At 64.3% G+C, this 17,435-nt stretch carries 19 protein-coding genes and 1 riboswitch; of the genes, 15 read left to right on the plus strand and 4 right to left on the minus strand.

Going from position 1 to position 17,435, the window contains the following annotated elements:
* Positions 1–19: 19 nt before the first annotated feature.
* Entirely contained in the window at positions 20–526 is a 507-nt protein-coding gene (gene fabA / locus ACFQXB_RS03065) for a bifunctional 3-hydroxydecanoyl-ACP dehydratase/trans-2-decenoyl-ACP isomerase (protein WP_377398897.1), read from the minus strand.
* Between the two features lie 174 nt (positions 527–700).
* On the opposite strand from fabA, the gene irrA reads away from it, so the two are divergent.
* Positions 701–1,147 (plus strand): iron response transcriptional regulator IrrA, encoded by a 447-nt coding sequence (gene irrA, locus ACFQXB_RS03070; protein ID WP_377398900.1) that lies wholly within the window; start codon positions 701–703, stop codon positions 1,145–1,147.
* Between the two features lie 27 nt (positions 1,148–1,174).
* Here irrA and ACFQXB_RS03075 read toward each other — a convergent pair whose 3' ends face one another.
* On the minus strand, positions 1,175–2,044 hold the full coding sequence (locus tag ACFQXB_RS03075) for a hypothetical protein (RefSeq protein ID WP_377398903.1): 870 nt from the start codon (positions 2,042–2,044) through the stop codon (positions 1,175–1,177).
* Positions 2,045–2,193: 149 nt separating this feature from the next.
* On the opposite strand from ACFQXB_RS03075, the gene miaB reads away from it, so the two are divergent.
* From miaB to trpB, 14 genes are all read left to right on the plus strand, one after another.
* On the plus strand, positions 2,194–3,522 hold the full coding sequence (gene miaB / locus ACFQXB_RS03080) for a tRNA (N6-isopentenyl adenosine(37)-C2)-methylthiotransferase MiaB (protein ID WP_377398906.1): 1,329 nt from the start codon (positions 2,194–2,196) through the stop codon (positions 3,520–3,522).
* Positions 3,523–3,640: 118 nt separating this feature from the next.
* Entirely contained in the window at positions 3,641–4,657 is a 1,017-nt protein-coding gene (locus ACFQXB_RS03085; RefSeq protein ID WP_377398909.1) for a PhoH family protein, read from the plus strand.
* On the plus strand, positions 4,638–5,192 hold the full coding sequence (gene ybeY, locus ACFQXB_RS03090; RefSeq protein ID WP_377398912.1) for an rRNA maturation RNase YbeY: 555 nt from the start codon (positions 4,638–4,640) through the stop codon (positions 5,190–5,192). The genes ACFQXB_RS03085 and ybeY overlap by 20 nt, the downstream gene beginning before the upstream one ends.
* A complete protein-coding gene (locus ACFQXB_RS03095) occupies positions 5,176–6,060 on the plus strand; it encodes a hemolysin family protein (RefSeq protein ID WP_377398915.1) in 885 nt (294 codons plus the stop codon). The genes ybeY and ACFQXB_RS03095 overlap by 17 nt, the downstream gene beginning before the upstream one ends.
* Positions 6,061–6,062: 2 nt before the next feature.
* Positions 6,063–7,529 carry an apolipoprotein N-acyltransferase gene (lnt, locus tag ACFQXB_RS03100; protein ID WP_377398918.1) on the plus strand — a complete coding sequence of 489 codons (1,467 nt, stop codon included), beginning with the start codon at positions 6,063–6,065 and terminating at the stop codon, positions 7,527–7,529.
* Between the two features lie 31 nt (positions 7,530–7,560).
* A riboswitch (SAM-SAH riboswitch) is annotated at positions 7,561–7,610 on the plus strand.
* A gap of 7 nt (positions 7,611–7,617) precedes the next feature.
* Positions 7,618–8,784 carry a methionine adenosyltransferase gene (gene metK / locus ACFQXB_RS03105; protein ID WP_377398921.1) on the plus strand — a complete coding sequence of 389 codons (1,167 nt, stop codon included), beginning with the start codon at positions 7,618–7,620 and terminating at the stop codon, positions 8,782–8,784.
* A 77-nt stretch (positions 8,785–8,861) separates the two neighbouring features.
* Positions 8,862–9,578: a tRNA (guanine(46)-N(7))-methyltransferase TrmB gene (gene trmB / locus ACFQXB_RS03110; RefSeq protein ID WP_377398925.1), complete on the plus strand. Its 717-nt coding sequence runs from the start codon at positions 8,862–8,864 to the stop codon at positions 9,576–9,578.
* A 60-nt stretch (positions 9,579–9,638) separates the two neighbouring features.
* A complete protein-coding gene (gene aroA, locus ACFQXB_RS03115; RefSeq protein ID WP_377398928.1) occupies positions 9,639–10,982 on the plus strand; it encodes a 3-phosphoshikimate 1-carboxyvinyltransferase in 1,344 nt (447 codons plus the stop codon).
* Positions 10,975–11,589 (plus strand): (d)CMP kinase, encoded by a 615-nt coding sequence (locus ACFQXB_RS03120; protein WP_377398931.1) that lies wholly within the window; start codon positions 10,975–10,977, stop codon positions 11,587–11,589. The genes aroA and ACFQXB_RS03120 overlap by 8 nt, the downstream gene beginning before the upstream one ends.
* A gap of 110 nt (positions 11,590–11,699) precedes the next feature.
* Positions 11,700–13,382, plus strand: a complete 1,683-nt coding sequence (gene rpsA / locus ACFQXB_RS03125) for a 30S ribosomal protein S1 (RefSeq protein WP_377398934.1) — start codon at positions 11,700–11,702, stop codon at positions 13,380–13,382.
* A gap of 237 nt (positions 13,383–13,619) precedes the next feature.
* A complete protein-coding gene (gene ihfB, locus ACFQXB_RS03130) occupies positions 13,620–13,916 on the plus strand; it encodes an integration host factor subunit beta (protein WP_377398937.1) in 297 nt (98 codons plus the stop codon).
* Complete coding sequence (locus ACFQXB_RS03135; protein ID WP_377398940.1) at positions 13,913–14,272, plus strand: LapA family protein; 360 nt, start codon at positions 13,913–13,915, stop codon at positions 14,270–14,272. The genes ihfB and ACFQXB_RS03135 overlap by 4 nt, the downstream gene beginning before the upstream one ends.
* Positions 14,273–14,281: 9 nt before the next feature.
* Positions 14,282–14,929, plus strand: a complete 648-nt coding sequence (locus ACFQXB_RS03140; RefSeq protein ID WP_377398943.1) for a phosphoribosylanthranilate isomerase — start codon at positions 14,282–14,284, stop codon at positions 14,927–14,929.
* A 1-nt stretch (position 14,930) separates the two neighbouring features.
* Positions 14,931–16,157 (plus strand): tryptophan synthase subunit beta, encoded by a 1,227-nt coding sequence (gene trpB, locus ACFQXB_RS03145; RefSeq protein WP_377398946.1) that lies wholly within the window; start codon positions 14,931–14,933, stop codon positions 16,155–16,157.
* A 78-nt stretch (positions 16,158–16,235) separates the two neighbouring features.
* Here trpB and ACFQXB_RS03150 read toward each other — a convergent pair whose 3' ends face one another.
* Together ACFQXB_RS03150 and pth are read right to left on the minus strand one after the other, a co-directional pair.
* A complete protein-coding gene (locus ACFQXB_RS03150; RefSeq protein WP_377398949.1) occupies positions 16,236–16,607 on the minus strand; it encodes a DUF2237 family protein in 372 nt (123 codons plus the stop codon).
* Positions 16,607–17,314, minus strand: coding sequence for an aminoacyl-tRNA hydrolase (gene pth, locus ACFQXB_RS03155; protein WP_377398952.1), 708 nt, complete (start codon positions 17,312–17,314; stop codon positions 16,607–16,609). Before pth ends, ACFQXB_RS03150 begins: the two co-directional genes overlap by 1 nt.
* Positions 17,315–17,435 lie beyond the last annotated feature (121 nt).

A 17,435-nucleotide genomic window follows, 5' to 3' on the forward strand; every position in this document is an offset into this window, starting at 1 on the left:
TCCGGCCCCCAGGGGCGCGTCAATCGGTGAAAAGGCCGACTTTCATGTCGGTCGTGGTATAGATTTCCTTGCCATCGGCGAACATCCGGCCATTCGCAAGGCCCAGCTTGAGCTTGCGGTCGATGACGCGGGTGAAATCGACGTGATAGGTGATCAGGCGGGTTGCGGGCGTCACCATGTCGGTGAACTTGACCTCGCCCACGCCCAGGGCGCGGCCACGGCCCGGCATGCCGCGCCAGCCCAGGTTGAATCCCGTCAGCTGCCACAAAGCATCCAGCCCAAGGCAACCCGGCATCACCGGATCGCCGGGAAAATGGCAGGCAAAGAACCAGAGGTCCGGCGTGATGTCGAACTCGGCCACGACATGGCCCTTGCCATGAATCCCGCCGTCGGCAGAGATCTCGGTCACCCGGTCCATCATCAGCATCGGCGGCTCGGGAAGCTGGGCATTTCCTGGCCCGAACAGCTCCCCCCTTGCGCATTTCAGCAGGGCGGCCTTGTCAAAGCTTGTCGGATAATCGGGCATTCAGCCGGGTTCCTTTGGTCGCAACATTCAGAAGTTCTCTCCCTCTATCACCCGCATCCGAGCAGTGGCAAGGGTGCGTCCGCGAGGGCCCGGGTGCGCCGGACACCTGTTTTCGTTTGAAAAGGCATCGGCGCGGCCTTTATATAACGTGGTATGAACAGGAAAGTTGCACAGATGGCATTGCAAGCTACCCATTCGGACGCCACGCATGACGATGCCGCCGAACGCGGCAGCCGCTGGCTTGCCCAGGCCGGGCTGCGCCCGACGCGGCAGCGTGTCTCGCTGGCCGCGCTGCTGGTGGGCGACGGCCATGACCGCCACGTGACCGCCGAGAGCCTTTATGCTGCGGCGCGGGACGGGGGCGAACAGGTTTCGCTGGCAACCGTCTACAATACGCTGCGCGCCTTCTGCGAGGCGGGACTGATGCAGGAGGTAACGGTGGACGGATCGAAAAGCTATTTCGACACGCGCATGGACGATCATCCGCACTTCTTCTGGGAAGATACCTCCGAACTGACCGATGCCCCGGCGGAAGAACTCGAGATCACGCGTCTGCCAAAGGCCCCGGAAGGCGCCGAGATCGCGCGCGTCGATGTGGTGATACGACTGCGCCGCCGCTGACGGGGCCGCCCAGGCCGGCGGGTCACTTCAGAACCATTGTCCCGGCTCCATCAGGCCTAGGTCCATCAGCTGTTGCGAATGCCAGTCGAAGCGCACGGACTTGTACCACCGGAAGTCGCGGATCGCAGCGGCTGATCCGGGATTGGTGCGCAGTGCCTTCGCTGCCCGGAACGAGGCGATTGCCGCTGTCATGTTGTTGTGCCAGGGGCAGGCGTAGGTGTTGTATTCCTCGATGTTGAAGGTGTGATCCTCGCGCAGCTCCAGCCCTTTCTGCGCCCGGAAGATCGCGATGCGGTCAATCTTGCGGCGGGCAGGGTTCACATGTTCTTCGAACCGCCAGCGCAGCCCGCCAAAGAAGTCGAGCTGCCGTTCCTTCGGATGGTTGTGGTTGTCAGGGTCCGTCCGCGCCAGCGCGAAATAGCCTGACCGATCCATCAGCGCGCCGTCACGATCCACCGCGTTGGGAAAACGCTCCAGATCGCCGGCGTAAAGATCAACCACATAGGCAAGCACCGCATCGCGCCGTTCCTCGGCATGGAAGGTGACGAACTCGCGGATGCTGCGCGTCTCGCAGAAGGGAAAGAACAGGTATTCCGCGTTGAAGCAGTAGTACATCCAGACGCCCGGTGCAGCTTCGCTGATCCGGTTGACGGCCTGGGGAACGGCGCCCTCCTGATGCACATCATGACGGATTTCATGCAGGCAGGGGGCAAGTTCGGGCAGGTCCGGAAGCGGGAAGGGGCTGAGGACAGCCAGCGTGGGAAAACCAAGGGTCCGATGGTGCCGAAGGGTCGATTCCACCTCGGTCATGTCCTCGATGAAAATGATCGCGACCGGCCCCTTGGCCAGCGAAGCCTTGCCGCGGGTCAGGAAATCGGACAGATTATTGTAAATCATACAAGCTCGCTTCGAATGTCTGCCGCCAACTTTGCGCAGCGCCTGCCGCATTGCAAGCGTTGCGAGTGCTTCGGCTTTTCTGTAGACGAGCGGCGCTGAGACTGAACGCGCAAGGCCCGGCGATCCTGCCGGGCGCGCATGGAGGGATCATGGCCGAGCCGAAGAAACTCTTCATCAAGACCTACGGGTGCCAGATGAACGTCTATGACAGCGAGCGCATGGCCGAAGCCCTGGGCACGCAGGGCTATGTCATGACCGACACCGCCGAAGCGGCGGACATGATCCTGCTCAATACCTGTCATATTCGCGAAAAGGCGTCGGAAAAAGTCTATTCTGAACTGGGCAGGCTCAAGCCGCTCAAGGATCTGAACCCTGATCTCAAGATCGGCATCGCCGGCTGTGTCGCGCAGGCCGAGGGCGAGGAGATCATGCGCCGCGCCCCGGTGGTGGATCTGGTCGTGGGCCCGCAAAGCTATCACCGGCTGCCGGCGATGGAGGCGCAGGTGCGCGCCGGGCAGAAGGCGCTGGATACGGAGTTTCCGGCCGAGGACAAGTTCGAGCACCTTCCCCGGCGCCCCTTGCCGAACCGCGCGCCGACGGCCTTCCTGACGGTTCAGGAAGGATGCGACAAGTTCTGCGCCTTCTGCGTGGTGCCCTACACACGCGGGGCCGAAGTCTCGCGCCCGGTCGATCGTATCCTGTCCGAGGCACGCGACCTGGCGGAACGCGGCGTGCGCGAGATCACGCTGCTGGGGCAGAACGTCAACGCCTATCACGGCGCGGCGCAGGACGGGGCCTGGACGCTTGCGCGGCTGATCCGGGACCTTGCGCGCATCGATGGGCTGGCGCGGATCCGCTTCACGACCTCGCATCCCAACGACATGGACGATGACCTGATCGCCGCACATGGGGATTGCGACAAGCTGATGCCCTATCTGCACCTTCCGGTGCAATCCGGGTCGGACCGGATCCTGAAGGCAATGAACCGCAAGCATACCGCGGCCGATTATCTGCGTCTGATCGACCGGCTGCGCGCGGCCCGCCCCGATATCCTGCTGTCGGGGGATTTCATCGTCGGGTTTCCGGGCGAAACGGATGCGGATTTCGAGGCGACGCTCGATCTGGTGCGGGCCGTGGGCTATGGACAGGCCTATTCGTTCAAGTATTCGGCCCGCCCGGGCACGCCTGCCGCGGAACGACCGGGCGTTGCCCCCGATGTGGCCGATGCGCGGCTGCAACAGCTTCAGGCCCTGCTGACCGAACAGCAGCGTGCGACGCAGGCAGGAATGGTGGGGCGCGAGGTGAAGGTGCTGTTCGAAAAGCCGGGTCGCATGGCCGGGCAGATGGTCGGCAAATCCGAATACCTGCACGCGGTTCACGTGACCAGCGATGCGGTGGCGATTGGCGATATCGCGCGGGTGCGCATTCTCGCCTCGGGTCCCAACTCGCTTGCGGGCGAGGTTCTTGGCCTGGTCTGAGGCCCTCTGTGGCATTGATGTGCGGCTTGCGGCAAAGTTCGGCCGTCGTGCAGTCTTTTCTTGCCTTGGGGGCGCAGCGGTACCACCTTTGAATCAGGCATCTTGAAAGGAGTCTTTCTTGGGCATCAGCGCGCTGCCACCCCCGCCCCGACCAGAAGACGCGACGGAAACGCTTCTGGAATTCGCAGACAACCGTTTGTTGATCGATCTGTGCGGCGAATATGACCGCAACCTTGCGATGATCGAGCAGAAAACCGGGGTCAACATCCATCGGCGCGGCAACCGGCTTGCGGTGATGGGCGATCACGGGGCGCGGATGCAGGCCTCCATGGTGCTCGAGGCGCTGTATGCCCGACTGGAAGAGGGCAGGCCCTTCGAACCCGCCGATATCGACGCCATCCTGCGCATGGGAACGGTTCCGGCGCCGCTTTCCGGCGGCGAACAGCTTGAGATGTTCAATGCCGGCAAGTTCGAGCTGCGCACCCGCAAGAAGGTGATCGAGCCGCGCACCGAGGCACAGAAGGCCTATGTGCAGGAGCTTTTCACCAACGAGATGGCCTTTGGCATCGGCCCGGCCGGCACCGGCAAGACCTATCTTGCGGTCGCGGTTGGGGTGACCATGTTCCTCGGCGGTCATGTTGACCGGATGATCCTGTCGCGTCCGGCGGTCGAGGCCGGAGAGCGGCTTGGCTTTCTGCCCGGCGACATGAAGGAAAAGGTCGATCCCTACATGCAGCCGCTCTACGACGCGCTGAACGACTTCCTGCCCTCGAAACAGGTTCAGAAGCTGTTCGAGGAAAAGCGGATCGAGATCGCGCCGCTGGCCTTCATGCGCGGGCGCACCCTGTCCAATGCGTTCGTGGTTCTGGACGAGGCGCAGAACGCCACTTCGATGCAGATGAAGATGTTCCTGACGCGGTTGGGCGAAGGGTCGCGCATGGTCATCACCGGCGATCGCACCCAGGTCGATCTGCCGCGCGGGGTCGCATCGGGGCTGGCCGAGGCCGAACGCATCCTGAAAGGGGTCAAGGGCGTGTCCTTCAACTACTTCACCGCGCGCGATGTGGTGCGCCACCCCCTTGTCGCCCGGATCATCGAGGCCTATGAGCGCGAGGATGAGCTTTCAACTGGTTGACACGGTGATCGAGGACCCGCGATGGGACCGGGCAGGGCTTGAGACGCTGGCCGAACGCGCGGGACGTGCGGCTCTCGCAGGGTTGGGTCTTGATCCCGCCGGGTTCGAGATCAGCCTGCTGGGCTGCGATGATGACCGGATCGCCGCGCTCAACGCCGACTTTCGCGGCAAGCCGCAGCCGACCAATGTCCTCTCCTGGCCGGCCGAGGATCGTGCGGCCGCCGAAGGGGAAATGCCTGATCTGCCGCAGGGTGATCCGAGCATGCCCCAGGAACTGGGCGATGTCGCCATCGCCTATGACACCTGCCAGCGCGAGGCGCAGGAACAGGGGAAGGCCTTCGACGCCCATGTGACCCATCTGCTTGTGCATGGTATGCTGCATCTGTTGGGTTTCGATCACATCCGCGACAGCGATGCCGTGGTGATGGAGGCGCTTGAGGTCCGGATACTTGCAGGATTGGGCCTGAGTGACCCATATGGGGATGCGGGCGACATGCCCGACAAGTTGGAAAGGAACGATGGGCGAATCTGCTGACGGGTCTAGGGCAGCGCAAGGCGCGCTGGATCATGAGGAACATGGCGCAGAGAACGGGCGGGGCTTTTTCGGTCGCCTGCTGGGTGCGCTTGCCCCACCGGATGGGGACGAGGCGGATGAGCCGCCGTCTGTGCGGGCCGGAGGCGTGGCCTTGCCCGGATTGAACAACCTTGCCGGGCTTCGGGTCGAGGATATTTCCGTTCCCAAGGTCGAGATCACGGCCGTCCCCGAAGACATCACCCGGGACAAGCTGGTCGAGGTGTTTCGCGAAAGCGGTTTTTCCCGGCTTCCGGTCTATCGCGATACGCTGGATCACCCGCTGGGGCTGGTGTTGCTCAAGGATTTCGCGCTTCAGCACGGATTCAACGGCAGTGGTGGCCGGTTCACACTGCGGCGGCTGTTGCGGCCGGTCCTGTTCGTGCCGCCCTCGATGCCGCTTGCCGTGCTGCTGCAGAAGATGCAGAGCGAACGCACCCACATGGCGCTGGTCATCGACGAATATGGCGGGGTCGATGGCCTGGTCACGATCGAGGATGTGATCGAACAGGTGATCGGCGATATCGACGACGAACACGACACCGCCGAGGGCGGCCTGTGGGTGCTGGAAAAGCCTGGTGTCTATATCGCGCAGTCCCGGGCGCCGCTTGACGAATTCGAGCATGAGATCGGATTGAGCCTTGTCGCGGGCGGTGACGAGGATGAAGTCGATACGCTGGGCGGGCTGGTCTTTGTCCTGTCGGGCCGCGTGCCCGCGCGTGGCGAGGTTATCCGTCACGAAAGCGGTGTCGAGTTCGAGGTGATCGATGCCGATCCGCGCCGGATCAAGCGCCTTCGTGTGCGCCTTCCCGAAGCGGTTGCGGCGCGCTGACCGTGCGCAAGCCCCGGACATGGCCCGGCCTTGCGCCGGCCGGACTGGCCGCTGCCTGCGGTGCGGCGCTGGCCTTGGGCCAGGCGCCCTGGGGGCTCTGGTGGTTGGCGCTGCCGGCGCTTTCGGTTCTGCTCCACAGGTTGACAGGCGGCGCGGCACGGGCCGCCTGGCTGGGTTGGGTTGCCGGCACGGCCTATTTTGCCGCCGCCATGTTCTGGATCGTGGAACCGTTCCTTGTCGATGCGGCGCGCGACGGCTGGATGGCGCCCTTCGCGCTGGTGTTCCTGTCGCTTGGCCTGGGGCTGTTCTGGGCCGGGGCGGCGGCCCTCGGGGCATGGGCGGGCGGGCCAGTGGCGCTGGCCCTTGCCTTCACGGCGGCCGATCTGCTGCGGGGCTATGCCTTGACCGGTTTCCCCTGGGCGCTGCTGGGACATGTCTGGATCGATACGCCCGTGGCGCAGCTGGCGGCCTATGTGGGGCCGGCGGGGCTCAGCTTTTTCACCCTCCTTGTGGCCGCGGCTCCCATCCGGTCGCTGCACCGCGGGCTCCCGGTCGCCGCGGTGCTTCTGGGCCTGGCCTGGGGAGGCGGTCTCTTGCGGCTCGCCGAACCCGATCCGGCGGGGCAGGGGGTGACGGTCCGCATCATTCAACCCAACGCGGCCCAGCACCTGAAATGGGATCCCGACATGGCGGCGCTGTTCTTCCAGCGCCAGCTCGAGATGTCGGCCGCGCGCGAAGGCGGTGCGCCGGATCTGGTTCTCTGGCCTGAAACGGCGGTGAATTTCCTGCTCGAAGATCAGCTGGGGCTCGACATCATTGCCGAAGCAGCGGGCGGCGTGCCGGTTGCGCTGGGCATCCAGCGGCGCGAGGGGCGGCGCTTCTACAACAGCCTGGCGGTGATCGACCCGGAGGCAAGGGTGCAGGCCCTTTATGACAAGCACCACCTTGTGCCCTTCGGCGAGTATGTGCCCTTCGGCGACCTTCTGGATGGCTTTGGCCTGCGTGGTTTTGCCGCGCGCGAAGGGCAGGGCTATTCCGCCGGCCCCGGCCCCGCGGTTCTGGATCTGGGGCCCTTGGGCCGGGTGCTGCCGCTGATCTGCTACGAGGCAGTCTTTCCGCAGGATCTGCGGGCGCCAGAGCGGCCGGACTGGATCCTGCAGGCCACGAATGACGCCTGGTTCGGACGGCTGGTCGGCCCCTATCAGCACCTTGCGCAGGCGCGACTGCGCGCTGTGGAACAGGGCCTGCCGCTGATACGGGCAGCCAATACCGGTGTTTCGGGGGTGATCGACGCGAAGGGCCGGCTGCATCAGTCGCTGCCGCTGGACAGCCATGGCTTCATTGACGCCGAAGTGCCCGGGGCGCTTGCGCCAACGCCCTACGCGGTGCTGGGCGATCTGCCAATAGGGTTACTGCTGCTGGCAAGCTTCGTTGCGCTGGGCTTTACCCGGTTTCGCAACTCTGGTTGACCCGCTGCTGCGGGCGGGCTAGTTGAGCGGATACCCGTCACAACGGCTTCCTGGCGTGGCGTGGTTTAACCCAATGGAGCACTTCCCCATGAGCCGCAAGAATTACGTCTTCACCTCCGAGTCGGTTTCGGAGGGGCACCCCGACAAGGTCTGCGACCGCATTTCCGACGCCATCCTCGATGCCTTTCTGACAGAGGAACCCAATGCACGCGTTGCATGCGAGACGTTCGCGACGACCAATTGCGTGATCGTGGGCGGCGAAGTGGGCCTGTCGAATCCGGACCGCCTGTCCGAGTTCATGGGGCGGATCGACAGCATCGCCCGCGACTGCGTGCGCGACATCGGCTATGAGCAGACAGAGTTCCACTGGAACACGCTGCGGCTGATGAACATGCTGCATCCTCAATCGGCGCATATCTGGCAGGGTGTCGAAAAGGACGGCGCGGGCGATCAAGGCATCATGTTCGGATATGCCGTGAACGAAACGCCCGATCTGATGCCGGCGCCAATCCAGTATGCGCATGCGATTCTGCGCCGTCTGGCCGAGGCGCGCAAATCCGGCGCCGAGCCGACGCTGCGCCCCGATGCCAAGAGCCAGCTGTCGCTGCGGTATGAGGATGGCAAGCCGGTCGAGGTGACGTCGCTCGTGCTTTCCACCCAGCATGCGGATGAAAGCCAGACCAGCGACGACATCCGTGCGATCGTCGAACCCTATATCCGCGAGGTCCTGCCCGACGGCTGGCTGACCGAACGGACCGAATGGTGGGTGAACCCCACCGGCACTTTCGTCATCGGCGGGCCGGACGGGGATGCGGGCCTGACCGGCCGCAAGATCATCGTCGACACCTATGGCGGGGCGGCCCCGCACGGGGGCGGCGCGTTTTCGGGCAAGGATCCGACCAAGGTTGACCGGTCGGCAGCCTATGCCGCGCGCTATCTGGCCAAGAATGTCGTCGCGGCCGGGTTGGCGCAGCGCTGCACCTTGCAGCTGTCCTATGCGATCGGCGTGGCCAAGCCGCTGTCGATCTATGTCGACACTCACGGCACCGGCGAAGTTCACGAAAGCGAGATCGAGCGCGCCGTGGCCCAGGTGATGGACCTGACGCCTCGTGGCATTCGGGAGCACCTCAGCCTCAACCGTCCGATCTATCAACGCACGGCGGCCTATGGCCATTTCGGCCGCGCGCCCGAGGCGGATGGCGGGTTCAGCTGGGAAAGAACCGATCTGGTTCAGTCCCTGCGCAAGGCGATCTGAGGGCCAAAAGGGGGGTGCGGGGCTTGACCCTGCGCCCTCGCCTCAGCATAACCCGCGCCGGTTTCGAGGGCAGCAGCATGACCGACAGCGATCACAGCGACGATCAGACCGCCGAGGGATGGCGCAATTTCTATGGCCGGCGGCATGGCAAGACGCTGAAGGAGAGCCAGCGCGATTATCTTGCCAATGATCTTTCGGAGCTTGCCCCGCCGGGCATCCGGCGCGAGGAAAACCCCGAGCGCCGGCCGATCGCCCCGAAGGCGCTATTCGGGGATGATCGCGATCTCTGGCTGGAAATCGGCTTTGGCGGTGGTGAGCATCTTGTGCATCAGGCCGCGCTGCACCCCGCCGTGGGCATCATCGGCTGCGAGCCGTTCATCAACGGCGTGGCGATGTTGCTCGGCAAGATCCGTCGTGCGGGGGTCCGGAACCTGCGCGTGCATCCCGGTGATGTGCGGGACCTGTTCGATGTCCTTCCGGATGCGAGCCTGAGCCGCGCCTTTCTGCTTTATCCCGACCCATGGCCCAAGCGGCGGCATCACCGGCGCCGCTTTGTCACGCCCGAGCATCTTGTTCCGCTGGCGCGCGTTCTCAAACCCGACGCATTGTTCCGGATCGCGACCGACATTCCCGACTATGTGCGGCAGGCACTGCGCGAAGTTCCGAAGGCCGGGTTTGCGCGGGTGGAAAGCGACATCCATCAGCCGTGGTTCGACTGGATTTCGACCCGGTACGAACAGAAAGCGCTGCGCGAGGGGCGCGTGCCGCACTACCTGACCTTCCGCAGGCTCTGACGCTGGACCGGGGCGGACGCTTGCGCTATCACGCCTCCGACACTCAGCGAAAGGTGCCCCATGTCCGGCCACGGCGAACCGATCCCGATGACAGCCCGCGCCTCCGGTCCCTTGCGCGGCACGGCCGAGGTTCCCGGTGACAAGTCGATTTCGCATCGCGCGCTGATCCTGGGCGCGCTTGCCGTCGGTGAAACCCGGATCGCCGGCCTGCTGGAAGGGCAGGATGTTCTGGACACGGCCAAGGCGATGCGGGCCTTCGGAGCGGAAGTGGTCTGCCATGGGCCGGGAAGCTGGTCGGTGCATGGTGTCGGCGTCGGTGGTTTTGCCGAACCCGATCAGGTAATCGACTGTGGCAACTCGGGCACTGGCGTCCGGCTGATCATGGGCGCGATGGCGACGACCCCCATCACCGCGACCTTCACCGGGGATGCGAGCCTCAACAAGCGGCCGATGGGGCGTGTGACGGACCCTCTTGCACTTTTTGGTGCCCAGGCGCATGGGCGCAGCGGGGGGCGGCTGCCAATGACGCTGGTCGGGGCCGCGGCACCCGTTCCGATTCATTATACCACGCCGATGCCCTCGGCGCAGGTCAAATCGGCGGTGCTGCTGGCGGGGCTGAACGCGCCAGGGCAGACGGTGGTGATCGAGAAAGAGCCGACGCGGGACCATTCGGAACGCATGCTGCGTGGCTTTGGCGCCGAGGTCAGCGTCGAGGATGGACCTGAGGGCCGGATCATCACCCTGACCGGCCAGCCCGAGCTGCGGCCGCAGACGGTGGCCGTTCCGCGGGATCCAAGCTCGGCCGCATTCCCCGTCTGCGCCGCGCTCATGGTGCCGGAATCCGATATTTTCGTGCCCGGGGTCAGCCAGAACCTTACCCGAAATGGTCTTTATCTGACATTGGTGGAAATGGGTGCTGACATCAGCTTTGAAAACCCGCGCGAAGAGGGCGGAGAGCCGGTTGCCGATCTGCGCGTCCGCTTCGGGCCGCTTCAGGGGATCGAGGTGCCGCCGGAACGGGCCGCCAGCATGATTGATGAATATCCGGTTCTGGCTGCGCTTGCCGCCACAGCCGAAGGTTCAACGGTGATGCGCGGGGTGAAGGAGCTTCGGGTCAAGGAATCCGACCGCATCGACGCCATGGCGCGGGGGCTCGAGGCCTGCGGTGTGCGGATCGAAGAGGATGACGACCTGCTGATCGTGCATGGGCTTGGCGCGGGCGGCGTTCCGGGCGGCGCCACCGTGCGCAGCCATCTGGATCACCGTATCGCCATGAGCTTCCTGTGCCTTGGCCTTGCCGCGCGCCAGCCGATCCGTGTGGACGACGGCGGGCCGATCGCCACGTCCTTCCCGGTGTTCGAGCCGCTGATGCGCGGCCTGGGGGCCGATATTGACCGTGACTAGCTTTACTGTCGCCATCGACGGCCCCGCTGCTGCCGGAAAGGGAACACTCAGCCGTGCCGTGGCCGAGCGGTTCGGCTTTGCACATCTGGACACCGGATTGCTTTACCGGGCCGTGGGGGCAAAGGGCGGGGACCCCGTGCGGGCCGCACAGACGCTTTCGGCCGCGGATCTGGGTCGGGGTGACCTGCGCAGCGCCGGCGCCGGCGAGGCGGCAAGCAAGGTCGCAGCCATTCCCGAGGTGCGTGCCGCGCTGGTCCGGTTCCAGCAGGATTTCGCACGTCAGCCGGGGGGCGCGGTCCTGGACGGGCGCGATATCGGCACCGTCATCTGCCCGGATGCCGAGGTGAAGCTGTATGTTACCGCCAGTGACGAGGTGCGCGCGCATCGCCGCTGGCTTGAACTGCGCGCCCAGGGCGACGTGATCACCGAAGCCCAGGTGCTGGATGATCTGCGCGCCCGCGATGCCCGTGACACTGCCCGCGCCACGGCTCCGCTGCGGCCGGCGGCAGATGCGGTCTTGATCGACACGACAGAACTCTCTATAGACACGGCAGTCGAAAAGGCGTGCGAAGCCATAAAAAGACGGATGGGGCAGGGTCGCGGTTGAACCACGGCCCTGTTGTGTTTGTCAGCTATGGCGCCCTTCGAGACGGAACAAAGACCGGCGGAGCCAACCGCATGGCCAGTGAAAAGCACTTGAAAAGGATAGACTGACGCATGTGCGCTAAAGCAACCATGGAAGAATTCGAAGCCCTTCTGCAAGAAAGCTTCGAAATCGACACGCCGGACGAAGGTTCGGTTGTCAAGGGCAAGGTCATCGCCATCGAGGCGGGCCAGGCCATCATCGATGTCGGCTACAAGATGGAAGGCCGCGTCGATCTGAAAGAATTCGCAAATCCCGGCGAAAACCCTGAGATCGCGGTCGGCGACGAGGTCGAGGTTTACCTGGACCGGGTCGAGAACGCGCGCGGCGAAGCGGTCATCAGCCGCGAGAAAGCCCGCCGTGAAGAAGCCTGGGATCGCCTCGAGAAAGCCTACGAGAAAGAAGAGCGTGTCGAAGGCGCGATCTTCGGTCGCGTCAAGGGCGGCTTCACGGTTGACCTCGGCGGCGCCGTGGCCTTCCTTCCCGGCAGCCAGGTCGATGTGCGCCCCGTGCGCGATGCGGGCCCGCTGATGGGCATGAAGCAGCCGTTCCAGATCCTGAAGATGGACCGTCGTCGCGGCAATATCGTTGTCTCGCGCCGGGCGATTCTGGAAGAATCGCGTGCCGAACAACGCGCCGAAGTCATCGGCAAGCTGTCCGAGGGCATGGTCGTGGACGGCGTGGTCAAGAACATCACCGAATATGGTGCCTTCGTTGACCTGGGCGGCGTTGACGGCCTGCTGCACGTCACCGACATGGCCTGGCGCCGCGTGAACCACCCGTCGGAAATCCTGTCGATCGGCGAGACCCTGAAAGTTCAGGTCATCAAGATCAACAAGGACACCCACCGTATCAGCCTCGGCATGAAGCAGCTGCAGGAAGACCCGTGGGATGCGGTCGAGCGCACCTATGCGCTGGGCACCGTTCACAAGGGCCGCGTGACCAACATCACCGATTACGGCGCGTTCGTCGAGCTGGAAGCCGGTGTCGAAGGTCTGGTTCACGTCTCGGAAATGTCCTGGACCAAGAAGAACGTGCACCCCGGCAAGATCGTCTCCACCTCGCAGGAAGTGGACGTCATGGTGCTGGAAATCGACAGCGCCAAGCGCCGCGTGTCGCTGGGTCTCAAGCAGACCATGCGCAACCCGTGGGAAGTGTTCGCCGAAACCCACCCGGTCGGCTCGACCATCGAAGGCGAAGTCAAGAACATCACCGAATTCGGTCTGTTCGTTGGCCTCGACAACGATATCGACGGCATGGTGCACCTGTCGGATCTGTCCTGGGATCAGCGCGGCGAAGATGCCATCCAGAACTATCGCAAGGGCGATGTCGTCCAGGCGGCAGTGCTTGAGGTTGACGTCGAGAAAGAGCGTATCTCGCTCTCGATCAAGGCTCTGGGCGAAGACACCTTCTCGGAAGCCATTGACGGTGTGAAGCGCGGCTCGATCATCACGGTGAACGTGACCGCGATCGAGGACGGCGGCATCGAGGTCGAATACAACGGCATGAAGTCCTTCATCCGCCGCTCCGACCTGAGCCGCGAACGTTCGGAGCAGCGCCCCGAGCGTTTCCAGGTCGGTGACAAGGTCGATGTGCGCGTGACCAACGTTGATGCCAAGACCCGCCGTCTGGGTCTGTCGATCAAGGCACGCGAGATCGCGGAAGAGAAAGAGGCCGTGGAACAGTATGGTTCGTCCGATTCGGGTGCATCGCTGGGGGATATCCTTGGCGCGGCACTGAAGGGCGACCGGAACTGATCCGGCAGCTTCGGTAACGAAACGGCCCCGCTTCGGCGGGGCCGTTTTTCTTTGTGGCCCCATGGGGGCGCGGCAGACCGGCAAAGTTTCGCCGATCTTGGCCGCGGCGGGATGCCTGATTGGCAAAGGTTCAGGATTCTCCCGTCTTTCCAATGGCTTTTCATTTGTGCTGTGGGGTTTTCCGCCTATAGTCTGTCAAAGCAGCGCTTTGTCCCAAGACGCGCACGGGGGGCCATCATGATCCGTTCGGAACTGATCCAGAAAATTGCCGAAGAAAACCCGCATCTCTATCAACGCGACGTCGAACGGATCGTGAACACGATCTTCGAGGAAATCATCGAGGCTATGGCCCGCGGCGACCGGGTGGAGTTGCGCGGCTTCGGCGCCTTTTCGGTCAAGAAGCGCGATGCGCGGCTGGGGCGGAACCCTCGCACCGGCGATGCGGTTGATGTCGAGGAAAAATGCGTGCCGTTCTTCAAGACGGGCAAGCTTCTGCGCGATCGCCTTAACGGCAAGGACTCTGCCGAAACATGAGATACGTCAAGATTGTTGTTCTCGCGCTGCTGGGGCTGGCGCTTCTCACGGTCGCCTTGGCAAATCGCGGCCCGGTCACGTTGCGGCTGTTGCCCGACGATCTGGCGGGGCTGGCGCGCAACAACTGGACGGTGGACCTGCCGCTGTTTGTGGTCATCCTTGGCGGCGTGGCCGCAGGCCTGCTGATCGGTTTCATCTGGGAATGGCTGCGCGAGTACCGGATCCGCTCGGAGGCGACACAGGCCAAGCGACGGCTGAGCCGGCTGGAGGCCGAAGTGAGCCAGATCCGCGAAAAGGGGACAGAACCCCGTGATGATGTGCTCGCACTCCTTGAGGATGACCGGCGGGCACGCTAGATCCGGCGCATGGCACAGGACATTCGCGTCAAGATCTGCGGGCTGACCCGCCCCGACCACATCGAGGCCGCGGCCCGAGCGGGGGCGGCCTATCTCGGCCTCGTGTTCTTCGAACGCTCGCCGCGGAACGTGTCACCGGCCGAAGCGCGGGATCTTTGCCTTGCGGCGCCGCCGGGGCTGGTGAAAGTTGCGCTGACGGTCGATGCCGATGACGCGGCGCTGGATGCAATCCTTGCGCAGGCGCCGATCGACATGCTGCAACTGCATGGTCACGAGGCACCTGAACGCGTGGCAGCGGTGCGGAGGCGCTATGGCCTTCCAGTGATGAAAGCAGTTGGAATTGCCGATGCGGGGGATCTTGGCCAGCTTGACGCCTATATGGCTGTGGCGGACCAGGTTCTGATCGATGCAAAGCCGCCGCGACATTCGGAATTGCCGGGCGGGAACGGGCTGACCTTTGACTGGCGGCTGCTGACCGGGCGCCGGTGGCCGCGACCCTGGATGCTGGCAGGGGGTCTGACGGCCGCAAACGTGGCCGAGGCAGTCCGGCTGACGGGCGCAGGGCAGGTGGATGTCTCCTCGGGTGTGGAACGCGCCCCGGGGAAGAAGGATGAACAGATGATCGCGCGCTTCATCAGCGCAGCACAGGGAGAATGAGATGGCCGAAGATCTGGTGAACAGCTTCATGACCGGCCCGGACGAACAGGGCCGCTTTGGCAATTTCGGAGGCCGGTTCGTTTCCGAGACGCTCATGCCACTGATCCTCGCGCTTGAGGAGGAATATGAGCATGCCAAGACCGACGACAGCTTCTGGGCCGAGATGGACGACCTGTGGAAACACTATGTCGGCCGGCCCAGCCCGCTTTATTTTGCGGAACGGCTGACCGATTATCTGGGCGGCGCCAAGATCTATCTGAAGCGGGACGAGTTGAACCATACCGGCGCGCACAAGATCAACAACGTGCTGGGCCAGATCCTGCTGGCGCGGCGGATGGGCAAGACCCGGATCATCGCCGAAACCGGGGCCGGCCAGCACGGTGTGGCGACGGCCACCGTCTGCGCGCGGTTCGGATTGAAATGCGTGGTTTACATGGGCGCGCATGATGTGGAGCGGCAGGCGCCGAACGTCTTCCGCATGAAGCTGCTGGGCGCCGAAGTGATCCCGGTCACCTCCGGGCGCGGCACGCTGAAGGATGCGATGAACGACGCTCTGCGCGACTGGGTGACCAATGTGCATGACACGTTCTATTGCATCGGCACGGTTGCCGGGCCGCACCCCTATCCGGCGATGGTGCGGGATTTCCAGTCGATCATCGGCAAGGAAGCACGGGAACAGATGCTGGAGCGCGAGGGCCGGCTGCCCGACACGATCATCGCCGCGATCGGCGGCGGATCGAACGCGATGGGGCTGTTCTTTCCCTTCCTCGACGACAAGGAGGTGCGGATCATCGGTGTCGAGGCGGGCGGCAAGGGTGTGGACGACAAGATGCAGCACTGCGCCAGCCTGACGGGAGGCCGGCCCGGCGTGCTGCATGGCAACCGCACCTACCTGCTGCAGGATGACGACGGGCAGATCCTTGAGGGCTATTCGATCTCTGCGGGCCTTGATTATCCGGGCATCGGGCCCGAACATGCCTGGCTGCATGACATCGGGCGCGCGGAATATGTCTCGATCACCGATGCCGAGGCGCTGGCTGCCTTTCAGTTGTGCTGCCAGCAGGAGGGGATCATCCCCGCATTGGAGCCGAGCCATGCTCTGGCGCATGTGGTCAAGATCGCACCGACGCTGCCGAAGGATCATCTGATCGTGATGAACATGTGCGGGCGCGGCGACAAGGACATCTTTACCGTCGCCAAGGCACTGAACGTTGATCTGACGGCCTAGCCGGGGGCGGGGCGCTCCCGCCCGTCTTCGGTGCTGACGCACCTCATCCCGTTGGGCCGGGCCGCGCTGACGCGCGGCTCAGGTCGCGGCGTACTGCTCGAGGATTTCGAGCGGCACGATATCAAGGGTTCGCAGGTGGGTGGCCCCGAGGCGCACCTTCGGGGCGGCGCCTTCCTCGTGCGCCTGCAGGAAACGCGCGGCGCAGAGGCACCACTGATCTCCCGGCTTGAGCCCCGGAAATCGATACTCGGGCCGCGGCGTGGAGAGGTCGTTGCCGAGGTATTTCGACAGAGCCAGGAACTCGGCCGTCATGATGGCGCAGACCGTGTGCCGGCCCGTATCCTGCGGCCCGGTATCGCAGCAGCCGGTCCGGAAGAAGCCGGTCATCGGATCGGTCGAACAGCTTTCAAGCGGGCCGCCGAGGACGTTCAGAGAGGGGGCACGGGCCATCAGCGAAACCTGTCGATGAGGCGCTGCAGCGGCGACGCAGGCGGCGCGGCGTCAGGGACCTTTCCCTCGGCGGCCGCCTCTGCCGGAACAGTCATCTTTGTCGCGGCCCCGGGTCGGGCTGACGTGGTCGAGGAACGCGGCGGTGCCATGCGCAGTGACACGGCATTCATGAACCCGGCCGCATCCCCCCGCGCAAGGGCTGCAGCCCCATCCGAAAGCCCCCGCAAGAGATCGTCAAGCCAGTCCTGATCGGCCTTGGCAAAGTCGGACAGCACATAGGCCGAGACGCGATCCTTGTGGCCCGGATGGCCGATACCCAGCCGGACGCGGTAATAGCCTTCTCCCAGGTGCTGGTGGATCGAGCGCAGGCCGTTATGGCCCGCATGGCCGCCGCCCTGCTTGACCCGCACCTTGCCGGGGGCAAGGTCAAGTTCGTCATGAAACACAGTCAGGTCATCCGGGGTCAGCTTGTAGAAGCGCAAGGCCTCGCCCACCGACTGGCCGGAAAGGTTCATGAAGGTTTCGGGCTTCAGGAGAACGACCTTTTCAGTGCCAAGCCGGCCTTCGGCGACCAGACCCTGAAACCGGTTGCGCCAGGGGCCGAAGCCGTGATCGGCGGCAATCCGGTCTAAGGCCATGAAGCCTATGTTGTGCCGGTTGCCTGCGTATTTCGGTCCAGGATTGCCCAATCCGGCAAAGAGTTTCATCAAGCCACCTTTCTGCTGCGCCCCCCTGCGGCACGGTGGGGACTTGACCTTTGGCCGATGTTGCCCTGAACTGACGCGGATTGCCAGCCCGGGCCGCGGTCGTCGACCGCAGGGCCACCCA

The organism is Halodurantibacterium daqingense, assembly GCF_042666235.1.
GTDB classification, from domain to species: domain Bacteria; phylum Pseudomonadota; class Alphaproteobacteria; order Rhodobacterales; family Rhodobacteraceae; genus Halodurantibacterium; species Halodurantibacterium daqingensis.